This is a genomic window from Galbibacter sp. (genome assembly GCF_048266365.1).
Classification (GTDB): Bacteria; Bacteroidota; Bacteroidia; order Flavobacteriales; family Flavobacteriaceae; genus Galbibacter.
Genome location: NZ_JBLWZP010000007.1, coordinates 167,804 through 181,722 on the forward strand (window position 1 = coordinate 167,804; position 13,919 = coordinate 181,722).

Sequence of the window (13,919 nt, forward strand, 5' to 3'; positions counted from 1 at the left end):
TTTTTTTGGTACATTTGAAGTTGTAACAATTTACTTCATGGAAAATTTAAAGTCGTATATCAATACGAACAAGGATCGATTCATTTCAGAACTCATAGAATTATTAAAAATGCCATCTGTAAGTGCAGACCCTGCATTCTCTCACGATGTACTTAATACTGCAGAGGCCGTTAAAACAGCTTTAGATAACGCGGGTTGCGATTATGTTGAAGTATGTGAGACTCCTGGTTACCCTATTGTTTATGGAGAAAAAATCATTGACAAGACATTGCCGACTGTTCTGGTATACGGACATTATGACGTCCAACCGGCAGATCCGGTAGAGCTTTGGGATTCTCCTCCATTTGAGCCTGTGATTAAGAAAACAGAATTACATCCAGATGGTGCAATTTTCGCACGAGGTGCCTGTGATGATAAAGGTCAGATGTTTATGCACGTAAAGGCTTTGGAATACATGACCCAAAACAATCAACTGCCCTGTAATGTGAAGTTTATGATTGAAGGTGAAGAAGAAGTTGGTTCTGAGAGTTTGGAATGGTTTATTTTGAATAACCGCGAAAAATTAAGTAACGATGTTATTCTAATCTCGGATACCGGAATGATTGCCAATGATGTTCCCTCTATTACAACAGGCTTAAGAGGATTAAGTTACGTTGAGGTTGAGGTGGTTGGTCCCAACAGAGATTTACATAGTGGATTATATGGCGGAGCAGTAGCCAACCCTATCAATATCCTCAATAAAATGATTGCTGGACTGCACGATGTAAATAACCGTATTAAGGTACCTGGCTTTTATGATAAGGTAGAAGAATTATCTATTGAAGAGCGTTCAGAAATGGCAAAGGCACCTTTTTCTTTGGAGACTTATAAGTCGTCTATCGGTATTGAAGATGTCTATGGAGAAAAAGGATACACTACAAATGAAAGAAACAGCATTCGTCCAACTTTAGATGTTAATGGCATCTGGGGAGGTTATATTGGAGAAGGTGCTAAAACGGTGATTCCAAGTAAAGCCTATGCGAAAATATCTATGCGATTAGTGCCACATCAAGACTGGAAGGAAATCAGTGAATTATTTCAAGCGTATTTTGAGAGCTTGGCTCCAAAAGGAGTCAAGGTGATCGTTAAGCCGCATCATGGTGGATATCCTTATGTGACCCCTATTGATAGCCTTGGGTATCAAGCAGCGAGTAAAGCCTATCAAGCGACTTTCGGAAAAGTTCCAATTCCACAAAGAAGCGGTGGTAGTATTCCGATAGTATCATTGTTTGAACAGGAGCTTAAAAGCAAAACTATCTTAATGGGATTTGGGCTTAATAGTGATGCGATTCACTCCCCAAATGAACACTACGGTATTTGGAATTACCTTAAAGGAATAGAAACCATACCATACTTTTACAAATATTTTACTGAGCTAAACAAATAAGTATTAGCATTAAATATATAAAAGCATACCTAATTAAACGCTCCTTACTTACCTAGGGAGCGTTTTAATATTATCTTATGTTGGTATCATATTACCCGTTTTTTAATAGAGAATTGTAATATTCGTCAATTATCATCAAATTTGGACTCATAAATTAAATTGTAATGTTTACACGAGAAGTTTATATAGGCAGAAGAGCTGAACTAAAAAAGAATTTAGGAAAAGGCACAATCTTGTTCCCGGGAAATGGAGAAAGCGGAATGAATTTTAAAGACAACTGGTATCCTTTTAAACAGGACAGTACTTTTCTATACTATACAGGGATTAATATACCCGATGTCTATTTCGTTATTGATATTGAGGAAGATCAAGAAATACTTTTTGGAAATGATCCGACTCCTGAAGAAATCGTATGGATAGGACCGACTACTCCGCTGAGAGAACTGGCGGAGGCCTCAGGAATTAAAAACATAAAACCTTTAAGCGAACTTGCAGATTATCTTGCCAAAGCGTCTCGGAAAAATCAAGTTCATTTTCTACCTCCATATAGAGGAGAGACTAGCGTAACGCTACACAAGCTTCTTGGTCTGTCGATAGCCGAGGTAAGTACCAAACATTCGATTGCCTTGATAAAGGCCGTTGTAAAACAACGAGAAATTAAGGAATCAGTGGAGGTAGAGCAATTACATGAGGCTGTAAATATTACTGCAGCCATGCACACTTACGCTATCCAGAATGCGAGAGCAGGTAAAACAGAAAAACAAATTGCTGGCGATCTTCAAGCCATTGCCATAGGTGGCGGTGGAAATATATCTTTTCCAATCATACTTACAGCTAATGGACAATATCTGCATAACCATGCTTCTGAGAAGAAACTGGTTAACGGGGAGCTCGTGTTATGTGACTGCGGTGCAGAAACAGCAATGGGTTACGCCGGGGATATGACAAGAACTTTTCCTGTGGCAGAACAATTTACTGCCTTACAGAAAGAAGTATACAATATCGTTCTTGATGCTCATAATTCAGCCATTGCAGCTTTGAAGCCCGGTATAAGATTCTTGGACGTGCATTTATTGGCTTCCACTAGACTGGTTGAAGGCTTGAAAGGTTTAGGACTTGTCAAAGGAAATACAGAAGATGCGGTTGCTGCAGGAGCACATACATTGTTTTTCCAATGCGGTCTTGGGCATATGATGGGCTTAGATGTTCACGATATGGAAAACCTTGGAGAGCCCTATGTAGGATATACAGATACCTTAAAGAAAAGTGATGTCTTCGGATTGAGGTCACTACGATTAGGAAAAGAGCTCAAAGAAGGTTTTGTAATTACTGTAGAACCGGGTTTGTATTTCAATCCTTATTTGATAGATGCGTGGAAAGCAGAGCAAAAATTGAGTGAATTTATCAATTATAAGGAAGTAGAGAAATTTAAAAATTTTGGTGGAATACGCATAGAAGAAGACTTCCTGATTACTTCAACTTCTAGTCAATTATTAGGTGGACCATTGGCTAAAACAGTCTCAGATGTTGAGGAATTAATAAACGCTTCTAAATAATAGTAACCCTAAAGAAGATATCATTGTAATATGCATGTATATAAATTAAAAAGTCTTTTCTGTGTTTTTCTTCTTAGCTGTTTTATGGTACAGTCGCAAGAGGAGCTTAGCTTGGAGGCTATTTTCAATTCATCCCGATACCGTAGTGAATATCAAAGTCCGGTTTTTTGGATCTCAAAAGGGGATGCTTATATCACCATTGCAACCAGTGCCAATGGAGAAAAACAGCTTATAAAGCATAAAAGTAAAAACGACGACACAAGTGTTTTTTTATCATCCGAGGCACTTACACCATCGGGAGCGACAAGAGCCATAGATGTTGAGGCTTTCAGCTTGAGTGATGACCAGACAAAGGTGTTGATTTTTACAAACTCAAGTAAAGTCTGGCGCTCGAATACCAAAGGGGATTATTGGGTATACGATTTTAAGCAATCAAAGCTCAGCCAGATAGGAAAAGAATTCCCCGCATCATCCTTAATGTTCGCAAAATTCTCAAGTGATAATCTCAAGGTGGCCTATGTTCATGATTTTGATGTCTACACAGAAAACTTAAGCACTGGAGAAATACAGCAGCTGACTGTCGACGGAAGTACTACCCATATCAATGGAACCTTTGATTGGGTGTATGAGGAAGAATTCGGGATGCGAGATGGATTTTCCTGGAGTCCCGACGATCAGCGTATTGCATTTTGGCAATTAGATGCTTCTCATACAGGGACTTTCTATATGATCAATAACACGGATTCTGTGTATTCAAAGCCGATTCCAATTCAGTACCCAAAGGTTGGGCAGCCACCTTCCAAAACTAAGGTTGGCATCATAAACATCACAGATGGCGCCATACATTGGATACCGGTCCCAGGGGATCCAGTACAGCATTATCTTCCAGGGATGCAATGGGTTAATGAAGATTTACTACTGATCCAACAGCTCAATAGAAAACAAAATCAACTTATCGTTTACAGTTATCAGGTGGATTCCGGTAAGCTCGAAAAAGTGTATACTGAAAAGCACAGTGCATGGGTGGATTTGAGGTATCCTGATGCGTCCTCCAACCAATGGGATGGGAATGATTTATTATTGACAGATTCCAATAGCGCATTTTTAAGAATGACAGAAACCGGGGATTGGCGCCATGTATATAAGATCAATATTGTCACAGGAGAGAAAACCTTATTGACGCCTGGCGATTACGATGTGGCTACTATATATGCGCTCTCGGATCGTGACTTGTACTTCAGCGCATCCCCAAATAACGCAACACAACGCTATTTGTACAGTGTGCCGTTAAGTGGAAAAGGGAAATTAAAAAGGATAACACCTGAGAGTTTCCGTGGAATCAATACTTATAAAATTTCACCAAATGGGAAATATGCGATTCATAAGCATACCAATACTGAAACACCAACCACATCGCGACTTGTACGTTTACCAGGACACCAGTCGGTTACAACATTGGTTTCCAATGAACACCTGAAAGGGGAGTTGGCAAAATTACAATTACCAACGACTTCATTTTTTAAAGTAACCACAAGTGAAGGTATACAAGTCGATGGACGAATCACTAAGCCAGTAAATTTTGATCCAGCTAAAAAGTATCCGATAGTGTTTAACGTTTATGGAGAACCATGGGGACAATTGGCTACTGATAGTTGGATTGGGATGTTTGATGTTTACTTGGCAAGCAAAGGCTTTGTTATCATAAAAATGGATAACAGAGGGACGCCATCTCTAAAAGGGAGTGACTGGAGAAAATCGATCTATAAAAAAGTAGGGGTGATCAATACCAGAGATCAGGCTCTTGCTGCAGAAGAGGTGCTGGAGTGGCCTTTTGTCGATAAGGAAAGGATTTCCGTGTGGGGTTGGAGCGGTGGAGGCTCAATGACCCTTAACCTGATGTTTAAATATCCAGAACTTTATCAAACTGGAATTTCAATAGCTCCGGTTTCAAACCAGTTATTGTACAATAACGTCTATCAGGAACGCTATATGGGGCTTTCTAAGGATAACATGGAGGATTATATAGCGGGTTCACCAGCGACCTATGCTGAAAACTTGCAGGGTGATCTTCTTTTAATTCATGGTACAGGAGACGATAATGTTCATTATCAGAACGCTGAGCACCTCATCAATGAATTAATCCGCAGCAACAAACAATTCGACATGATGTCTTACCCGAATCGTTCTCACGGTATTTACGAGGGAAAAAACACCTCTCTACATCTTTACACACTGATTTCTAATTATCTGTTAGAACATAACAAATAATAGCTAGAATAACAGTGTTGTTTTTACTAGAAAACCGAGGTTTAACCTCGGTTTTTGAATTTTGAGGTCTATGCCTTTGGTGAATTCCATCCAAAAAATAGATTCAATATGCCATTTTTCTTTACTTTTACCAGTAGATATGTCAACTGAAAAACGTTTAAACTCGGCCTTTAAGAACGCAACCAATATCCCTTTTGATGAGAACTCAAAATTTATAATTTTCAGTGATTGTCACAGAGGCGATAATAGTTTTGCCGATGATTTTGCCAACAATAGGAATACCTATTTTCACGCCCTTAAGGAATACCTTAAAGAGGGTTTTACCTATATTGAACTTGGTGATGGAAACGAACTCTGGGAGAACATACATTTTAAAAGCATATTTGAGTCTCATAAAAACGTATTTCTACTGCTGAAGGAATTTTATGATGATAACCGCCTTCATATGTTGTACGGCAATCATGACATGATTTATACCAGTCAAGAAATCACCAAAAAGCATTATGATAGTTGGAAGGATCCCAACACCCTAGAGCAAGTTCCGCTTATGCCGGGGCTTAAATATCACGAGGCCTTAGTACTTAAAGAGACTACGACAGGCCAAGAAATATTTTTGACTCACGGTCATCAAGCTGATTGGTGGAATCATCGTTTTTGGCGACTCAGCAGGTTTATGGTTCGGGTATTGTGGAGACCCTTGCAGGTTGTAGGTATTTCAGATCCTACAAGTCCTGCAAAGAATCACAAAGAATTAATGAGAGTCGAGAGACGAATCAAAAAATGGATGCTCAAAAACAGTTGGATAATGACCATTACCGGACATACCCATCGACCAAGATTCCCGGAGCCTGGAGAAATCCCCTTTTTTAACGATGGAAGCTGTGTTTTCCCTAGAAGTATCACAGGGATTGAGATCCAAAAAGGAAGCATTTGTCTGGTGAAATGGTATGTAGATACTACCGATCAAGGTTTTCTTCAAGTCGTTCGTAGCGTTTTGGAAGGACCTAGGAAATTGAGCGCTTACCAACAGTAAGGATACAGTTTGTAGCCTAAAACTTGTCTAACCGAGCTCTCCATATGTCGTAAATTAATCATGTGAATGAGTTTTCTAATCTGATGATATTTCTTGTTATAAGTAATGGAGTGAGCCCATAGCCTTAACAAAAACAGAATATTTTCGGGCAAATTACCGAAATATTGGTAAATTGCTTAAGGAAACAAATAGCCCATAAGGCGTCCTTAATGAACATTTTAAACGTATATGTTGAAGATGTAAATTTCTGAGGACTTAATATAACACGGGGGTTTAGTGAAAACATTAGCCTACATTTGATTTTATAAGCTTTAGATACCTATCATGTTTGAAACCGTATAGTGATGAGAAAAATAGTACTTTTTATAGGAGTTGTTACACTTTTTGTTGGATGTAAAGGAATTGCGGTAAGCAGTAGCCAAGGTGTATCCGACTTAGAAAGACAAACCGTAAAATACCTAGCTTTAGGAGATAGTTATACCCAAGGTGAAAGTGTATGTGAATCCTGTAGTTTTCCTATGCAACTCATGGAGCGTATTGCCAAGGATGCTAAAGTAAAAGTGATCACTGAGGTCGTGGCTGAAACAGGTTGGACAAGTTCCGATCTCATCAGTGGACTACGTACGAAAAATCTCAGAAACGATTATGATCTTGTAACCCTACTAATAGGGGTGAATAACCAATATCAACATAAAGATATATCAGCATATGAAATGGATCTATCCAGTCTGTTGCTTAAGGCAGTACAGTACGCTGGTGGTGATAGGAATAAGGTGATTCTAGTTTCTATACCTGATTATGCCTATACGCCCAAGGGACAAAGTAGTGCAGATCCAGCAAGTATTAGTTCAGCTATAAATGAGTACAACGGTATTGCTAAAAAATTAGCTAATGCTAATGGGATAGCCTTTGTCAATATCACCGATATCAGCAGGCAAGGATTAACCAATACAGATCTGATTGCTGAGGATCAACTCCACCCTTCGGCTACTGCCTATAGTAGCTTTGTTTCAGAAATTCTGTTTGAAATTAAGATAAAGCAATTGTTTTAAATCGCTAAACTTCTGGAGCTAATTCCACCTCAAGACCATCGATGTCTTCAGTCATTTGGATTTGGCAGCCTAAGCGCGAATTATCCTTAACGTTAAATGCCTCAGCAAGCATAAGATCCTCATCATAACCCATTTCAGGTAATTGATGATCAGAAGTCACATAGCATTGACAAGAAGCGCACATTGCCATACCTCCGCACACGCCAATTGTCCCCTCTGGGGCCAATTCATAGGAGCGTACAACCTCCATTAAATTCATGGCCATATCAGTGGGCGCCTCTACCTGGTGTACTACACCGTCTCTATCTTTTATCTTTATCGTAATATCAGACATTCGTTGGAATTTTGAGCGGTAAAATTAATTAAAACTTTTTGTAGTCTACTAATTTACTAGAGAATAATTTTCAATCCTATAGGTCGACTTTTAATTAATGGATTTTACCACTGCTTTTTCAGCTTCCTTTCTACTTCCATCAAAGCCATCCACGCCACTTACAGTAGTATATTTTAAGATGTATTTTTTGTCTGGAAATATACGTTGGTAGGCACTCTGACACATCAGTGTTGCCTCGTGGAATCCACATAGAATCAGCTTCAATTTACCAGGATAGGTGTTCACATCTCCTATGGCATAGATTCCTGGAATATTAGTTTGATAATCCAAGGCGTTATTTACCTTGATAGCATTCTTTTCAATTTCTAATCCCCAGTTTGCAATAGGACCAAGCTTTGGAGATAAACCAAATAGAGGGATAAAGTGATCCACTTCCAAGTCGAAGGTTTCATCGCCTTGTTTGATTTGAATGGCGTCTAGGGAAGTCTCCCCTTTTAATCCGGTTACTTCCGCGGGAGTGATAAGTCTAATTTTACCTAGCTTTTTAAGCTCCTCTACCTTTTCTACGGAATCCAAAGCTCCTCTAAACTCATTTCTTCGATGAATCAACGAAACTTCTTCAGCGACATCTGTTAGGTAAATGGCCCAGTCCAGCGCAGAATCTCCACCACCGGCAATGGCTACTTTTTTATCTCTGTACAATTCAGGATCGCGAATAATATATTCAATCCCGTGATCCTCAAAATCTGTTATATTTTCAAGCTGTGGTTTTCGAGGCTCAAAACTTCCGAGTCCACCTGCAATTGCTACCACAGGAGCTTGGTGTTTTGTACCCTTATTCGTTGTAACGATAAAGCTGTCGTCTTCTTGTTTTTCGATAGTCTCTGCTCTTTCACCAAGGGTGAAACCCGGTTCAAAAGCCTCTATTTGTTTCATTAGATTGTTGACCAAATCTCCAGCTAAGACCTCCGGATAGGCCGGGATATCATAGATAGGTTTTTTTGGGTAAATCTCAACACACTGGCCACCAGGTTGCGGTAAAGCATCGATCAGGTGACATTTTAGTTTTAAAAGACCAGCCTCAAATACGGCAAATAATCCAGTAGGGCCGGCTCCAATGATAAGTATATCTGTTTTAATCATGAAAGCAATCTTTGTTCAGGGTTGTAAATCCTGCGCTATTACACTATTTCTATTTAATTCTAGCTGTAATATGCGATTTCCTGCCCAAAATGAAATTTCTTGGGAATAGAGCGAATCTAAACTTGGAATCTAGGACAATTCAAATGCATTGAATAACCCCAATTCAATTACAGCTGGTGTGTTTTAATCAATATTAATGACCCTTTCTATTTGAGGGGCGTATTTCTTAATCGTCATCTCGACACCAGTTTTAAGGGTCATTTGATTGACACTACAGTCAACGCAAGCCCCTTCAAGTTTGACCTTAACAAATTTATTGTCATCAATGGACACGAGGCTGATATTCCCTCCATCACTTTCTAAGAAAGGTCTGATTTCTGCCAGTGCCTTTTCCACATTTAATTTGATTTCTTCGGATGTCATCTTTTTAAACTGATTAATTTTTAACGGCCGAACAACCTGCCATGGTTGTTATTTTTATGGCTTCTGTAGCAGGTAGGCTGTCATTTCTTCTTACTACCTCTTGTACTATATTTTGAGTCAATACTGTAAACGCATCGTCAAATGGCGTGTCATTTTGTAGTGCTGCAGGTCTCCCTGTATCACCAGCTTCGCGAATACTTTGAACCAGTGGTATTTCTCCTAAAAACGGTACCTGTAAGTCTGTTGCTAAGTTCTTGGCTCCTTCTTTACCAAAGATGTAATACTTGTTGTCAGGTAATTCGTCTGGCGTAAAATACGCCATATTCTCTATAATCCCCAATACAGGAACATTAATGCTCTCTTGTTGGAACATGGCCACTCCCTTTTTAGCATCTGCCAAGGCTACATGCTGAGGTGTGCTAACAACTACTGCTCCTGTGATAGGCAAGGATTGCATAATGCTCAGGTGAATATCACCTGTTCCGGGAGGTAAATCCAAAACTAGAAAGTCCAATTCCCCCCAAGCTGCATCAAAGATCATTTGATTTAATGCTTTTGAAGCCATCGGTCCACGCCATATTACAGCCTGATTCGGTTGGGTGAAAAACCCGATAGAAAGAATTTTTACGCCGTAATTTTCAACCGGCTTCATTTTGGATCTGCCATCAACATTAACTGCCATTGGTTTTTCGTTCGCCACGTCAAACATTATTGGGGCAGAAGGTCCGTAAATATCAGCATCCAGCAGACCAACTTTAAATCCCATTTTTGCTAAGGTTACAGCTAAGTTAGAAGTAACGGTAGACTTACCGACTCCTCCTTTTCCGGAAGCAACTGCAATAATGTTTTTGATTCCTGGAATTTCCTTACCTTTAATCTGAGGCTTTTCTTGAACCTCTACCTTAATATTGACTTTTACTTTGGCCTTTTGGTATACTTTATCGTGAATGGTCTTTAAGATTTCAACCTCTGTTTTCTTTTTGGCCTGAAGGCTAGGATTGTTGATGGTAATATCGACAACCACTTCATCCCCAAAAACCATGACATTGGTTACAGCACCACTTTCAATCATGTTTTTACCTTCTCCCGGGGCGGATATAGTTTCTAAAGCTTGTAAAACTTCTGTCTTGTTAATTTTCATGTACTTATAATTCAGCAATTTTTATTCTAAAGCGATGAGTTAAAAGCGAACCTCTATGGAAATTCAATTTGGAAATGGTGTATTTTAATGAATATGTAGAATTCCTTTTTTAAACTCATTCTAAATTACAAAGATACACATTAAATATTATTTGGGGAGTAATTGTAGATTAATTGTACAGGCTTAGAATGAAAGGCAAATTACTGTTTTAGGAGATCAAAATTGATGAAATATTACCTAAAAAATTCTATTTTTTGGAACTGCTTATCACTATATAATCGATCACAATAACCAGTAAATCAAAATGGTGTGTTTTTAATGGGTAAATTAGGACAACCTAGCTTGAATACCCCTAGCATGTATTGTGCTAATCTTTTTAAAGTAATTCCTTAGAAGGATCCCAAAGGTAGTTTCCTAGATTTTGGATTTGGTTGTCCTTTACTGGTATGCCTTCGCTTTCCAGAAGTTGTTGCATTAGGTTGGTGCCCTGAAAATGATGTTTTCCGGTCAGTATTCCTTTTTGGTTTACTACGCGATGTGCCGGAACATCCTCCTTAACGCTACTTCCATTTAGCGCCCATCCTACCATGCGCGCACTTTTCGCAGTGCCTAAATATTTTGCAATTGCACCATAGGTAGTCACCCGACCATAAGGGATGCTTCTTGCTACTTCATAAACGCGTTGAAAAAAGTTTTGTTCCATATGCTGGTGAAATTACAAAGTTCCTTTGGGATTTTGAAACTTAATATGTGATATAAAACAGACGAATTAAAGTGATAATCAATAACAAGCCCATCAAACCGCTTAAGATATAATCAGAATACCTGGAAAAATTATTGGTCTTACTCTCGAGTTTGTCAAAATAAAACACATACATATAAAGCATGGCGAAGGTGCCTACACCGGATGCTATCACAAACACTAAGATGTCCCACAGCTGAAATTTAATCCAGCCTGATACGTTCCAAGCAGCGTTCATCCCACAGAAGTAGGCGATTGGGAGTACATTTAAAGCTGCGATAAGCATGCCTTTAAAAAAGGTGCGAACTCTATTGCTTTCAATAGTCATCTCTCTAACCTTATGCTTGTGTTTATGCTTGTTCTTTTTGGCAAGTATGAAGAAGTATATCGCGAAAAATGCAAAAACCACCAAGGCAATTTTTAGGAGTAAATCTATTACAAAGGGATTTTTATAGAGATATTTTGAGATGAGAACCCCTAAATATGCCTGTAAGGATACCACTATAGAGGCGCCTATCGCAAATACAATACCATTGGTTTTACCTTTCTTTGCGCTGGTCTTTGCAGCCGTGATATTGACTAGTCCTGGAAAGACAATTGCCATTGAGGAAGCTGAAAAAGTAGCGAAGAAGAGTATAATTAAATGCGACATTCTTTCGGTTTAAACTTTAGGTATGTAATCGGCTTATGTTGTTCAAGATACTGTTTTTCGTAGAATGTTTGTATAGAAGTGGCTTCTTTTGGGCTTCCTTCGTTGCGATAAATGTGGTGATTAGCATAGCAAATCTCCCAATTGAGTCCATGTAATAAGCCAAGGGTATAACCGTGCATAAACTCACTATCCGTCTTAAGATGGATAAAACCATCGTCGTGTAGTATTTTTTTATATCGGTTTAAAAACTCCAGGTTGGTAAGTCTGTGTTTGGTGCGTTTAAACTTGATTTGTGGATCAGGGAAGGTAATCCAGATTTCAAGAATCTCTTCGGCTCCAAAAAGATATTCTACAAGTTCTATTTGCGATCTGATAAAGGCGACATTGTTCAGGTTTTCTTCTACGGCGGTTTTAGCACCCCTCCAAAATCGTGCACCTTTGATATCTACGCCGATGTAGTTTATGTTTGGATTATTTTTAGCCAGAGCTACGGTGTATTCACCTTTCCCACAACCCAGCTCCAAAATAATCGGGTTGTCATTGTGAAAGAAGTTTTTATTCCAATGTCCTTTTAATGCAAAATCCCCATTGACCAAATCCTCTCGACTGGGTTGGATAACGTTAGAAAATGTTTCATTTTCTCTAAATCGCTTTAACTTGTTTTTACTTCCCACTACAATTATTTAATTATTTGGCAAAATTAAGGAAATCTTTCACAGTGAAAAATTTTGTTCTTTTGAAGTTATGGATAATAGAAAACGAATTCTAGTTGCACCCTTAAATTGGGGCTTAGGCCATGCCACACGATGCATACCCATTATAAGGGGGCTTTTGGATCATGGTTTAGAGCCTATCATTGCTTCCGACGGCGATGCTCTTGCCTTGTTGAAAAAGGAATTTCCTCAGCTGCGCTTTGTTGAATTTCCATCCTACAAAATTCAATATGCAGAAAAAGCAAGGTATTTTAAGCTAAAGATGCTGTGGGATACGCCTAAAATATTAAAAGCCATAACTGCAGAGAACCGTCAAACCAAAAAATTAGTAGAAAGCTTGGGTATCTGTGGTATTATATCTGATAATCGTTTGGGTGTGTCATGCAAAAAGGTGCCTTCTGTATTTATCACCCATCAATTAAATGTGCTTACCGGTACGACCACTTGGTTTAGTTCTAAAGTCCATCAAAAAGTCATCAAAAAGTTTGATGAGTGTTGGGTGCCGGATGTAAAAGGAAATCCAAACTTAAGTGGCCGATTAGGGCATTTAGCTAAGGAAGATCTTAAAGTAAAATACATTGGAGCCTTGAGTCGATTAAATACATTGGATCACGAAAAAATATATGATTTAATGGTATTGATCTCTGGTCCAGAACCCCAAAGATCTATGCTGGAGTCTAAATTATTGGAACAGCTCACTAGCTACACCGGTGAGGTCATTTTCATCAAGGGCAAGATAGAAGCCGAGCAAGAAATCACACAAAAAAACAATATCCTCGTTTATAATTATATGAACACTATGCAGCTTGAAAAGGCCTTTAATCAAAGTAAACTGGTACTGTCACGCTCTGGATATACAACAGTCTTAGACTTGGCAAAACTGGGTAAGCGCGCTTTTTTTATACCAACTCCCGGACAGTATGAGCAAGAATATCTAGCGGAGCGATTGGAACAAGAAAACCTGGTGCCTTATTGTAAACAAGAGCAGTTCGAACTTAAAATGTTGGAACGTGTCTCAGACTTTAAAGGCCTAAGTGCCGTAGATTCTGAATTAGACCTTAGTACTTTCTTTGGTCTTTTCCAGGGTAAATGAAAACTCTGAACCAACACCAAACACACTTTCCACATAGATCTTCTCCTTATGCGCCTCTATAATGTGTTTTACAATGGCCAGACCAAGACCTGAGCCTCCTTCTTTTCGGCTCCCGCTTTTATCTACTCGGTAAAAGCGTTCAAATAACCTCGGAATGTATTGATTTTCTATTCCCTCTCCATTGTCTGTAACACGAACAATGATTTTATTCTTGACCAGATCCTCTATACTAACCTCCGTTGTACTTGATTCTTTGGAGTACTTTATAGAGTTTACCACAAGATTAGATACGACCTGTTGTATGCGTTCCCGGTCCGCATAAACCATTATAGGATTCTTGTAT

14 protein-coding genes are annotated in these 13,919 nt (G+C 38.9%); 6 read left to right on the plus strand and 8 right to left on the minus strand.

The features are described from left to right. The first annotated feature begins 37 nt into the window (after window positions 1–37). From ACN0TV_RS11885 to ACN0TV_RS11905, 5 genes are all read left to right on the plus strand, one after another. Window positions 38–1,426 carry a dipeptidase gene (locus ACN0TV_RS11885; RefSeq protein ID WP_417363135.1) on the plus strand — a complete coding sequence of 463 codons (1,389 nt, stop codon included), beginning with the start codon at window positions 38–40 and terminating at the stop codon, window positions 1,424–1,426. A gap of 164 nt (window positions 1,427–1,590) precedes the next feature. After that, window positions 1,591–2,982, plus strand: coding sequence for an aminopeptidase P family protein (locus ACN0TV_RS11890; RefSeq protein ID WP_417363136.1), 1,392 nt, complete (start codon window positions 1,591–1,593; stop codon window positions 2,980–2,982). 84 nt (window positions 2,983–3,066) lie between these two features. Next, a complete protein-coding gene (locus tag ACN0TV_RS11895; RefSeq protein ID WP_417363137.1) occupies window positions 3,067–5,250 on the plus strand; it encodes a DPP IV N-terminal domain-containing protein in 2,184 nt (727 codons plus the stop codon). Between the two features lie 139 nt (window positions 5,251–5,389). Next, on the plus strand, window positions 5,390–6,283 hold the full coding sequence (locus tag ACN0TV_RS11900; RefSeq protein WP_417363138.1) for a metallophosphoesterase: 894 nt from the start codon (window positions 5,390–5,392) through the stop codon (window positions 6,281–6,283). 344 nt (window positions 6,284–6,627) lie between these two features. After that, a complete protein-coding gene (locus ACN0TV_RS11905) occupies window positions 6,628–7,335 on the plus strand; it encodes an SGNH/GDSL hydrolase family protein (RefSeq protein WP_417363139.1) in 708 nt (235 codons plus the stop codon). A gap of 4 nt (window positions 7,336–7,339) precedes the next feature. Here ACN0TV_RS11905 and ACN0TV_RS11910 read toward each other — a convergent pair whose 3' ends face one another. From ACN0TV_RS11910 to trmB, 7 genes are all read right to left on the minus strand, one after another. Beyond that, on the minus strand, window positions 7,340–7,669 hold the full coding sequence (locus tag ACN0TV_RS11910; RefSeq protein WP_417363140.1) for a ferredoxin: 330 nt from the start codon (window positions 7,667–7,669) through the stop codon (window positions 7,340–7,342). 90 nt (window positions 7,670–7,759) lie between these two features. Next, window positions 7,760–8,812 (minus strand): NAD(P)/FAD-dependent oxidoreductase, encoded by a 1,053-nt coding sequence (locus ACN0TV_RS11915; RefSeq protein WP_417363141.1) that lies wholly within the window; start codon window positions 8,810–8,812, stop codon window positions 7,760–7,762. A 183-nt stretch (window positions 8,813–8,995) separates the two neighbouring features. Next, entirely contained in the window at window positions 8,996–9,235 is a 240-nt protein-coding gene (locus tag ACN0TV_RS11920; RefSeq protein ID WP_417363142.1) for a NifU family protein, read from the minus strand. A 13-nt stretch (window positions 9,236–9,248) separates the two neighbouring features. Further along, on the minus strand, window positions 9,249–10,376 hold the full coding sequence (locus ACN0TV_RS11925; protein WP_417363143.1) for a P-loop NTPase: 1,128 nt from the start codon (window positions 10,374–10,376) through the stop codon (window positions 9,249–9,251). A 376-nt stretch (window positions 10,377–10,752) separates the two neighbouring features. Then, window positions 10,753–11,079 (minus strand): MGMT family protein, encoded by a 327-nt coding sequence (locus ACN0TV_RS11930; protein ID WP_417363144.1) that lies wholly within the window; start codon window positions 11,077–11,079, stop codon window positions 10,753–10,755. A gap of 40 nt (window positions 11,080–11,119) precedes the next feature. Continuing rightward, window positions 11,120–11,770, minus strand: coding sequence for a LysE family transporter (locus ACN0TV_RS11935; RefSeq protein WP_417363145.1), 651 nt, complete (start codon window positions 11,768–11,770; stop codon window positions 11,120–11,122). Further along, entirely contained in the window at window positions 11,758–12,444 is a 687-nt protein-coding gene (trmB, locus tag ACN0TV_RS11940; protein ID WP_417363146.1) for a tRNA (guanosine(46)-N7)-methyltransferase TrmB, read from the minus strand. Before trmB ends, ACN0TV_RS11935 begins: the two co-directional genes overlap by 13 nt. Window positions 12,445–12,514: 70 nt before the next feature. On the opposite strand from trmB, the gene ACN0TV_RS11945 reads away from it, so the two are divergent. Further along, a complete protein-coding gene (locus tag ACN0TV_RS11945) occupies window positions 12,515–13,576 on the plus strand; it encodes a glycosyltransferase (protein WP_417363147.1) in 1,062 nt (353 codons plus the stop codon). Here ACN0TV_RS11945 and ACN0TV_RS11950 read toward each other — a convergent pair. Beyond that, on the minus strand, window positions 13,535–13,855 hold the full coding sequence (locus tag ACN0TV_RS11950) for a sensor histidine kinase (protein ID WP_417363188.1): 321 nt from the start codon (window positions 13,853–13,855) through the stop codon (window positions 13,535–13,537). The genes ACN0TV_RS11945 and ACN0TV_RS11950 overlap by 42 nt on opposite strands. Window positions 13,856–13,919: the final 64 nt, after the last annotated feature.

Excerpts from the sequence above, each read along its gene's own strand:
- ACN0TV_RS11885 (WP_417363135.1), top strand. The coding sequence starts at position 38 with ATGGAAAATTTAAAGTCGTATATCAATACGAACAAGGATCGATTCATT.
- ACN0TV_RS11890 (WP_417363136.1), top strand. The coding sequence starts at position 1,591 with ATGTTTACACGAGAAGTTTATATAGGCAGAAGAGCTGAACTAAAAAAG.
- ACN0TV_RS11895 (WP_417363137.1), top strand. The coding sequence starts at position 3,067 with ATGGTACAGTCGCAAGAGGAGCTTAGCTTGGAGGCTATTTTCAATTCA.
- ACN0TV_RS11900 (WP_417363138.1), top strand. The coding sequence starts at position 5,390 with ATGTCAACTGAAAAACGTTTAAACTCGGCCTTTAAGAACGCAACCAAT.
- ACN0TV_RS11905 (WP_417363139.1), top strand. The coding sequence starts at position 6,628 with ATGAGAAAAATAGTACTTTTTATAGGAGTTGTTACACTTTTTGTTGGA.
- ACN0TV_RS11910 (WP_417363140.1), bottom strand. The coding sequence starts at position 7,669 with ATGTCTGATATTACGATAAAGATAAAAGATAGAGACGGTGTAGTACAC.
- ACN0TV_RS11915 (WP_417363141.1), bottom strand. The coding sequence starts at position 8,812 with ATGATTAAAACAGATATACTTATCATTGGAGCCGGCCCTACTGGATTA.
- ACN0TV_RS11920 (WP_417363142.1), bottom strand. The coding sequence starts at position 9,235 with ATGACATCCGAAGAAATCAAATTAAATGTGGAAAAGGCACTGGCAGAA.
- ACN0TV_RS11925 (WP_417363143.1), bottom strand. The coding sequence starts at position 10,376 with ATGAAAATTAACAAGACAGAAGTTTTACAAGCTTTAGAAACTATATCC.
- ACN0TV_RS11930 (WP_417363144.1), bottom strand. The coding sequence starts at position 11,079 with ATGGAACAAAACTTTTTTCAACGCGTTTATGAAGTAGCAAGAAGCATC.
- ACN0TV_RS11935 (WP_417363145.1), bottom strand. The coding sequence starts at position 11,770 with ATGTCGCATTTAATTATACTCTTCTTCGCTACTTTTTCAGCTTCCTCA.
- ACN0TV_RS11945 (WP_417363147.1), top strand. The coding sequence starts at position 12,515 with ATGGATAATAGAAAACGAATTCTAGTTGCACCCTTAAATTGGGGCTTA.